Origin of the sequence: Mesorhizobium sp., from assembly GCF_024509055.1 — a bacterium.
In the GTDB taxonomy this organism is placed as follows: Bacteria; Pseudomonadota; Alphaproteobacteria; order Rhizobiales; family Rhizobiaceae; genus Mesorhizobium.
This window is the reverse complement of the sequence record NZ_JANINM010000550.1, coordinates 1-8,522: the sequence shown is the minus strand read 5'-3', so window position 1 is coordinate 8,522 and position 8,522 is coordinate 1. Positions and strand designations below refer to the sequence as shown.

The 8,522-nt window shown below is 63.6% G+C and carries 7 protein-coding genes; 6 read left to right on the top strand and 1 reads right to left on the bottom strand.

The genetic code is table 11. From position 1 onward, the window contains the following. The 6 genes from ntrC to hflX all read left to right on the top strand — a co-directional run. A partial coding sequence (gene ntrC, locus Q0L57_RS33240) for a nitrogen regulation protein NR(I) (protein WP_296747362.1) occupies window positions 1–1,401 on the top strand: 1,401 nt, incomplete at its 5' end. A 234-nt stretch (window positions 1,402–1,635) separates the two neighbouring features. Next, a complete protein-coding gene (locus tag Q0L57_RS33235; protein ID WP_296747360.1) occupies window positions 1,636–3,927 on the top strand; it encodes a PAS domain-containing sensor histidine kinase in 2,292 nt (763 codons plus the stop codon). Further along, the gene (locus Q0L57_RS33230; RefSeq protein ID WP_296747358.1) at window positions 3,917–5,278 is read left to right on the top strand and encodes a sigma-54 dependent transcriptional regulator; all 1,362 of its coding nucleotides are present in this window, start codon (window positions 3,917–3,919) and stop codon (window positions 5,276–5,278) included. The genes Q0L57_RS33235 and Q0L57_RS33230 overlap by 11 nt, the downstream gene beginning before the upstream one ends. Before the next feature lie 81 nt (window positions 5,279–5,359). Continuing rightward, entirely contained in the window at window positions 5,360–6,223 is an 864-nt protein-coding gene (locus Q0L57_RS33225) for a D-amino-acid transaminase (protein WP_296747356.1), read from the top strand. 143 nt (window positions 6,224–6,366) lie between these two features. Beyond that, entirely contained in the window at window positions 6,367–6,612 is a 246-nt protein-coding gene (gene hfq, locus Q0L57_RS33220; protein ID WP_006202172.1) for an RNA chaperone Hfq, read from the top strand. Continuing rightward, complete coding sequence (gene hflX / locus Q0L57_RS33215) at window positions 6,613–8,001, top strand: GTPase HflX (protein ID WP_296747325.1); 1,389 nt, start codon at window positions 6,613–6,615, stop codon at window positions 7,999–8,001. It abuts the gene before it with no gap. A gap of 9 nt (window positions 8,002–8,010) precedes the next feature. Here hflX and Q0L57_RS33210 read toward each other — a convergent pair. After that, window positions 8,011–8,522 (bottom strand): MazG family protein (locus Q0L57_RS33210; RefSeq protein WP_296747324.1); only part of this gene is annotated, 512 nt, incomplete at its 5' end.

Genomic DNA, 8,522 nt, shown 5'->3' with positions numbered 1-8,522 from the left:
AACCAGGCGCTGTCGCGCGTCGGCCACGAGGTGCGCGTGACCTCCAACGCCTCGACTCTGTGGCGCTGGGTGGCAGCCGGCGAGGGCGATCTCGTCATCACCGACGTGGTGATGCCGGACGAAAACGCCTTCGACATGCTGCCCCGCATCAAGAAGGCACGCCCCGAACTGCCGGTCATCGTCATGAGCGCGCAGAATACCTTCATGACCGCGATCCGCGCCTCCGAAACCGGCGCATACGAATATCTGCCCAAGCCCTTCGACCTCACAGAGTTGCTCAACATCGTCAATCGGGCGCTGGCCGAGCCTAAGCGTCCCAAGCTCGATTCGCGTGCCGAGGATCAGCCGGAGACGATGCCGCTTGTCGGCCGCTCTGCCGCCATGCAGGACATCTACCGCATGCTGGCGCGCATGATGCAGACCGATCTCACCGTGATGATCAGCGGCGAGTCGGGCACCGGCAAGGAACTGGTGGCGCGGGCGCTCCACGAATATGGCCGCCGGCGCGGCGGGCCGTTCGTGGCGATCAACATGGCGGCGATCCCGCGAGACCTCATCGAATCGGAACTGTTTGGCCACGAGAAGGGCGCCTTCACCGGCGCGCAGAACCGTTCCAGCGGCCGTTTCGAGCAGGCTGAGGGTGGCACGCTGTTTCTCGACGAGATCGGCGACATGCCGATGGAGGCGCAGACGCGGCTGCTGCGTGTGCTGCAGCAGGGCGAGTATACGACTGTCGGCGGCCGCACGCCGATCAAGACCGACGTGCGCATCGTCGCCGCCACCAACAAGGATCTTCGCACGCTGATCAACCAGGGCCTCTTCCGCGAGGATCTGTTTTACCGGCTCAACGTCGTGCCGCTCAGGCTGCCGGCGCTGCGCGAGCGCTCTGAGGACATCCCCGACCTGGTGCGGCATTTCTTCAAGCAAGGAGCCAGCGAGGGTCTTCAGACCAAGCGGATAGCCACGGGCGGCATCGAGCTGATGAAGCGCTACCCTTGGCCGGGCAACGTGCGCGAGCTGGAAAACCTGATCCGCAGGCTCGCCGCGCTTTATTCGCAGGACGAGATTTCATCCGAGATCATCGAGGCGGAGCTCAAGACCGGCGAGAGGCCGGTTGTCCCCGACGGCGGCGCGCTCATTCCCGACGATCTGTCGATCGGCCAGGCGGTCGAGCATTTCCTGCAGCGCTATTTTGCTTCCTTCGCCGGAGACCTGCCGCCGGCCGGGCTTTACCAGCGCATCCTCGCCGAGGTCGAATATCCGCTGGTGCTGGCCTCGATGACGGCGACGCGCGGCAACCAGATCAAGGCAGCCGAACTCCTGGGTCTCAACCGCAATACGCTGCGCAAGAAGATCCGCGACCTCGGCGTCAACGTCTACAAATCCTCCAGGCAACCCTAGCGTCGGATGATTTTCAGGTCGAATCGACCAGAAATCTGAATCTGCCTCTAATTCAAAGGGATAGAGCGCGTTGCCATCGCAAAGCCGCTTCACGCTTCTCCGCATCGCGCTCTAAAATTTGCTTGGCCTTTTGGGGAAATGGCCGGGAAAGATTTCCGTCTCGGCCACACTTGTTGCATAATCGCCACAATGCGTTGCATACATCCGACGCAATGATCGACTCTAGACGGCGATATGGCTGCTGAGGCTCCAACACTAAACCAACCGCTTTTCAGCCGGGCTGGCATGAACGACAGCCGGCGGCTGCTTGCGTTGCCGGGCGTTGTCGCCATCGCGGGCGCGATGATCACGGCCGCGATCTCGTTCGCGATTCTGGTTGGCGCGACGCCGATCGCGCCGACCGCCGACACCACCTGGGCCCTGATCGCGGCCAATGCTGTCTTCGTCCTCTTCCTGATCGCCCTGGTGGTGCGGGAGGTGCGTCGCATAGTCATGGCCCGCCGGCACGGCAAGGCTGCCTCGCGGCTGCATGTGCGCATCGTGGCCATGTTCGCGCTGGTGGCGGCGATTCCCGCGATCATGGTCGCCATCATCGCCTCGATCACGCTCGATATCGGTCTCGACCGCTGGTTCGAGATCCGCACCAAGACCATCGTCAACTCGTCGCTTTCGATCGCGGACGCCTACGTCCAGGAAAACGCTCGAAACCTGCAGGGCACGACGCTGTCGATGGCCTACGATCTCGATTCCTCGCGCACGCTCTATGGCCTCGACCGCACCGGCTTCCTCGACCTGATGAACAAGGAAGCGGTCGGCCGCGGGCTGGCGCATGCGGCGCTGATCAAGCCTGACGGCTCCTTCGTGATGAGCGCCAAGACGGATGCGGATTTTGCCATGCCGGAGCCGCCGCGGGGCGCGGTCGACACCGCCGCGGACGGCAAGCCGGTGCTGATCGAGCCGAAGACGCGCAACATCATGGGCGCGATCGTCAAGTTGCACGAGATCGACGGGCTCTACCTCTACACAATCCGCCTGGTGGATCCCGAGGTCATCAAGGCGCGCCAGATCGTCAGATCGAACACCGACGAGTACCGCAATCTCGAGGACAATCGCCGCACGTCCCAGGTCGCATTCGCGCTACCCTATCTATCGCTGACGCTGATCATCATCCTGTCGGCGATCTGGACCGGCATCGCGGTCGCCGACCGGCTGGTGCGGCCTATCCGCCAGCTGATCGGGGCGGCCGACGAGGTGGCAACCGGCAATCTCGATGTCGCGGTGCCCGTCAGGCCCTCCGACGGCGACGTCGCCTCGCTCGGCGACACCTTCAACAACATGATCCTCGAGCTCAAGTCGCAGCGCAACGAGTTGCTCTCGGCCAAGGATCTCATCGACGAGCGGCGGCGTTTTTCCGAGGCCGTGCTGGCCGGCGTCACTTCCGGCGTCATCGGCGTCGATCCCTACGGCATCGTGACCATCGTCAACCGCTCCGCCGAGACGATGCTGGCAATCTCGGCAAGCACCGCGCTTGGGCAGAATCTTTCGGCCGTGCTGCCACATGTCGGTCGCATCTTCGAAATCGGCCGCCAGTCTGGCAAGCCGGTCTATCGCGAGCAGGTGACCTTCTTCCGCTCCGGCATGGAACGGACCTTCAACGTCCAGATCACCATCGAGGCCGGCGACGACGGTTCGGAGGAAAAATCCTACGTCGTCACTGTCGACGACATCACCGATCTCGTCCAGGCGCAGCGCTCTTCGGCATGGGCTGATGTCGCGCGCCGCATCGCGCACGAGATCAAGAACCCGCTGACGCCTATCCAGCTGTCGGCCGAGCGCATCCGGCGCCGCTACGGCAAGGTCATCACCGAGGACCGCGAGGTCTTCGATCAATGCACCGACACGATCATCCGCCAGGTCGAGGATATCGGCCGGATGGTCGACGAGTTCTCGGCCTTCGCGCGCATGCCGAAGCCGGAGATGAAAGCCATCGATCTGCGCGAATCGCTGCGCGAGGCATCATTCCTCGTCGAAGTGAGCCGCTCCGACATCGCCTTCGAGCGGAATTTCGGCAGCGAACCGCTCAGAGGCACTTTCGACAGCCGGCTGATGGCGCAGGCCTTCGGCAATGTCATCAAGAACGCCGCCGAGGCGATTGACGGACTTGATGGAACGGGCCGGTCCGACGGCACAATCCGGATTCAGGCAGGGCGCCAAGATGGCGCCATAAGAATCGACGTTATCGACAACGGCAAGGGGCTGCCGCGCGAGAATCGCCAAAGGTTGCTCGAGCCCTATATGACGACGCGGGAGAAAGGCACCGGCCTTGGCCTCGCTATCGTCAAGAAGATCGTGGAAGACCATGGCGGCCGGCTCGAATTGCACGATGCGCCTTCGGATTTCCACGGAGGCCGGGGCGCGATGATCTCGATCATCCTGCCGCCGGCAACGGTTGTTGCTGCGCCGCCACGCAGCGAGGGCCGAAACGAACACGAACGAGAAACTGAAAAGGTCGGTAATGGCGTCTGATATTCTCATCGTCGACGACGAGGAAGACATCCGCGAGCTCGTTGCTGGTATTCTGAGCGACGAGGGCCACGAAACCCGTACGGCACATGATGCCGACAGCGCGCTTGCGGCCATTGCCGATCGCGCGCCGCGGCTGATTTTCCTGGACATCTGGCTGCAAGGCTCGCGGCTCGACGGGCTCGCGCTGCTGGACGAGATCAAGACTATGCATCCCAATATGCCGGTGGTGATGATTTCCGGCCACGGCAACATCGAGACGGCGGTCTCCGCCATCAGGCGCGGCGCCTATGATTTCATCGAGAAGCCGTTCAAGGCCGACCGCCTGATCCTGGTTGCCGAGCGTGCGCTGGAGACCTCCAAGCTGAGGCGCGAAGTCTCTGACCTCAAGCAGCGCAGCGGCGAGACTTTCGACCTGATCGGCATGTCTTCGGCCATGAGCCAGCTGCGGCAGACGATCGAGCGCGTTGCGCCGACCAACAGCCGCGTCATGATCGTCGGCCCGTCCGGATCCGGCAAGGAATTGACGGCGCGCGCCATCCACACACTGTCGGCGCGCAAAGCCGGTCCGTTCGTGACGCTGAGCGCGGCCACCATCACGCCCGAACGCATGGAGATCGAGCTGTTCGGCACCGAATCGAACGGCACCGAGCGCAAGGTCGGCGCGCTGGAAGAGGCGCATCGCGGCATCCTCTATATCGACGAAGTGGCCGACATGCCGCGCGAGACGCAGAACAAGATCCTGCGCGTGCTGGTCGAGCAGCAGTTCGAGCGGGTGGGGGGCACCAAGCGGGTGAAGGTGGATGTGCGGATCATTTCCTCGACCTCGCAGAACCTCGAGGCGATGATCGCCGACGGGCGCTTCCGCGAGGATCTCTACCATCGCCTGGCGGTGGTTCCGGTGATGGTGCCCGGCCTTGCCGAGCGGCGCGAGGATATCCCTTATCTGGTCGACAATTTCATGAAGCAGATCGCACGCCAGGCCGGCATCAAGCCGCGCCGCATCGGCGACGATGCGCTGGCCGTGCTGCAGGCGCATAATTGGCCGGGCAATGTTCGCCAGCTGCGCAACAATGTCGAGCGACTGATGATCCTGGCGCGTGGCGGCGATGTCGAGGCGCCGATCACCGCCGACCTTCTGCCCTCCGAAATCGGCGACGTCATGCCGCGCACGCCGAACCAGTCGGACCAGCACATCATGGCGCTGCCGCTGCGCGAAGCGCGCGAGCAGTTCGAGAAGGACTATCTGATCGCCCAGATCAACCGTTTCGGCGGCAACATCTCGAAGACGGCCGAGTTCATCGGCATGGAGCGCTCCGCCTTGCACCGCAAACTGAAGTCGCTCGGTGTGTAAGCCGGCCTTGGTCCACGCGATTGTCCGTTACGGCCGCGGCGGAATCGCCTAAGAAAACCTGACATTTCCCAGAGGTGGTCCATGCCGCGCATTGCCTATGTCAACGGGCGCTACGTCGTCCATGCCCACGCCCAGGTCCACATCGAGGATCGCGGCTACCAGTTCGCCGACGGCGTATACGAAGTCTGCGAGGTGGCGCGTGGCTATATCGTCGACATGCCGCGCCACTTGGCTCGGCTCAAGCGCTCGTTGAAGGAGCTGTCGATCGCGTGGCCCGTGTCGGAAGGCGTGCTGCCGATGCTGCTGCGCGAGGTGGTGCGCCGCAATGATGTAACCAACGGCCTTGTCTATCTCCAGGTGACGCGCGGCGTCGCCAGCCGGGAGTTCGTCTTCCCGCCGGCCGGCACCAGACCATCGCTGGTGATTACCGCCCGCAAAGCTGATCCGGCCGCGGGAGCCAAGCGGGTCGAAACCGGCATCAAGGTCATCACCGTGCCCGAGAATCGCTGGGACCGCGTCGACATCAAGAGCACCGGCCTGTTGCCGAACGTGCTTGCCAAGCAGAAGGCCAAGGAGGCCGGCGCCCAGGAGGCGTGGTTCGTCGATACCGACGGAACGGTCAAGGAAGGCGGCTCGTCCAATGCATGGATCGTCACCAGGGACGGTGTGCTGGTGACGCGGCCGGCCGAGCATGGCATCCTGCGCGGCATCACCCGCACGACCCTCTTCGATGTCGCCGCCAGGCTCGGTCTGAAGATCGAGGAGCGTGGATTTTCGGTCGCCGAGGCCAAGGCGGCGCGCGAGGCTTTCATCAGCTCGGCGACCACGATCGCCATGCCGGTGATCGAAATTGACGGCGCGCCGGTCGCAAATGGCCACCCCGGCTCCATGACACTTTCGTTGCGTCAGGCCTTTTTTGACATTGCGGAAAAAAGTCCAGCCTGATAACCGCACAACTGGAATGAACATCAACTATCTCGTTCTGCTTGTCGTTTGGACGGCAAGAGGGGGTTTGCGCGCTTGACAGGTGCCACGTAATTTGGCGCATTGGCCCGCAGACCGAAGGGGATCGGCGAAAGACAAGAAAAATGGCGGAGCGATCGCAAAACCTTCAGGACCTGTTCCTGAATTCAGTTCGCAAGAGCAAAAATCCACTTACCATCTTCCTCATCAACGGCGTGAAGCTGACCGGCGTGGTCACTTCGTTCGACAATTTCTGTGTGTTGTTGCGCCGGGACGGGCACTCCCAACTCGTCTACAAACACGCCATTTCCACGATCATGCCGAGCCAGCCGGTTCAGATGTTCGATGGCGAGGAAAGCCAGGGCGCCTGATTGGCACGAGAGAGAGACGCGGACCGCAGCGTTGGCGGAAAGCAAGGGCACCAGATCGGACCGGAATCCAAGGATCCGACCCGAGCGGTTGTCATTGTGCCTGTGCTTACGCGCCAGCCGCGTGGCGACGATGATTCGAATCGCCCCCGGCTGAGCCGCTCCGCGGACGCCCGACATGATGAAGCGGTCGGGCTGGCCAGCGCAATCGACCTCAATCCGGTCCACACGGCGGTCGTGACGGTGGCCGACCCGCGCCCGGCGACGCTGCTCGGCAGCGGCAAGGTGGCCGAGTTCGCCGAGATCGTCAAAGAGCGCAAGGCCGAGCTGGTCATCGTCGATCATCCGCTGACGCCGGTGCAGCAGCGCAATCTCGAAAAGGAACTGAACGCCAAGGTGCTCGATCGCACGGGGCTGATCCTGGAGATTTTCGGCGAGCGCGCCCGGACCAAGGAAGGCACTCTGCAGGTCGAGTTGGCCCACCTCAACTACCAGAAGGGCCGGCTGGTGCGGAGCTGGACCCACCTCGAACGGCAACGCGGCGGCGCCGGTTTCCTCGGCGGCCCGGGCGAAACCCAGATCGAATCCGACCGCCGCATCCTGCAGGACAAGATTACCAAGCTGAAGCATGAGCTGGAAACGGTGCGCCGCACCCGCGACCTGCACCGTGCCAAGCGCAAGAAGGTGCCTTTCCCGGTGGTGGCGATCGTCGGCTACACCAATGCCGGCAAGTCGACGCTGTTCAACCGGCTGACCGGAGCAGGGGTGCTGGCCGAGGACATGCTGTTCGCGACGCTGGACCCGACGCTGCGTCGAGTGCGGCTGCCGCATGGCACGCCGATCATCCTGTCCGATACGGTCGGTTTCATCTCGGACCTGCCGACGCATCTCGTCGCCGCCTTCCGGGCGACGCTGGAAGAGGTCGTCGAGGCCGATCTCGTGCTGCATCTGCGCGACATCTCCGATCCCGACACCGCCGCTCAGGCCGAGGATGTCGAGCGCATCCTTGGCGACCTCGGCGTCGATGCCAGCGATGCCACCCGGGTGATCGAGGTGTGGAACAAGATCGACCTGTTGGACGAAGGCAACCGCGAGCGGCTGCTCACCGAAGGCGCCGGCGGCAAGGCACCGCCGATCGCCATATCGGCCGTGACCGGCGAGGGCATCGACACGCTGAAGGCCCTGATCGAGACGCGCGTATCGGGGGAGCTCGAAACCATGACGGTGACGCTGGCGCCGTCTCAGCTCGGCCAGGTCGACTGGCTTTACCGCAACGGCGATGTCGTTTCACGGACCGACAACGAGGACGGCAGCGTCACCATCTCACTGACGGCGACCCATAGCACTAGGCAGGAAATCGAGAGCCGGCTGCACCGCAGGGATCACGGCTGAGCGACGCGCTTACTTTGCGCCCTTGGCCTGCTGCCAGAGCGCTTCCATCTCGTCCAGCGTCGCCTTTTCCAGCGAGCCGCCTGATTCCTCAACGGAGCGCTCGACATAGTGGAAGCGGGAGCGGAACTTGTCGTTGGTGCCGCTGAGCGCCGCCTCGGAATCGAGTTCGAGATGGCGGCCGAGATTGACCACGGCAAACAACATGTCGCCGAACTCGTCCTTGATCGAGGCGCTGTCGCCCTTGGCCAGCGCCTCGCGCAACTCGCCGATCTCTTCCTCGATTTTGTCGAGAATAGGCGCCGCCTCGCTCCAGTCGAAGCCGACACGGGCGGCCTTCTCCTGCAGCTTCAGCGCTCGGGTCAGCGCGGGCAGGGCGACCGGCACGCTGTCGAGATAGCCCTTGCCGTGGTCCTCCGGATCGAGGCCACGCGCGATGCGGGCGCTACGCTTCTCGGCCTTCTCGACCGCCTTGATCTTCTCCCACATGCCTTTGGCCATGCCTGCGCTGCGCGCCTTCTCGT

Bases quoted from the DNA above. Each gene is read 5' to 3' on its own strand.
- Q0L57_RS33235 (WP_296747360.1), top strand. From the start codon at position 1,636: ATGGCTGCTGAGGCTCCAACACTAAACCAACCGCTTTTCAGCCGGGCT.
- Q0L57_RS33230 (WP_296747358.1), top strand. From the start codon at position 3,917: ATGGCGTCTGATATTCTCATCGTCGACGACGAGGAAGACATCCGCGAG.
- Q0L57_RS33225 (WP_296747356.1), top strand. From the start codon at position 5,360: ATGCCGCGCATTGCCTATGTCAACGGGCGCTACGTCGTCCATGCCCAC.
- hfq (WP_006202172.1), top strand. From the start codon at position 6,367: ATGGCGGAGCGATCGCAAAACCTTCAGGACCTGTTCCTGAATTCAGTT.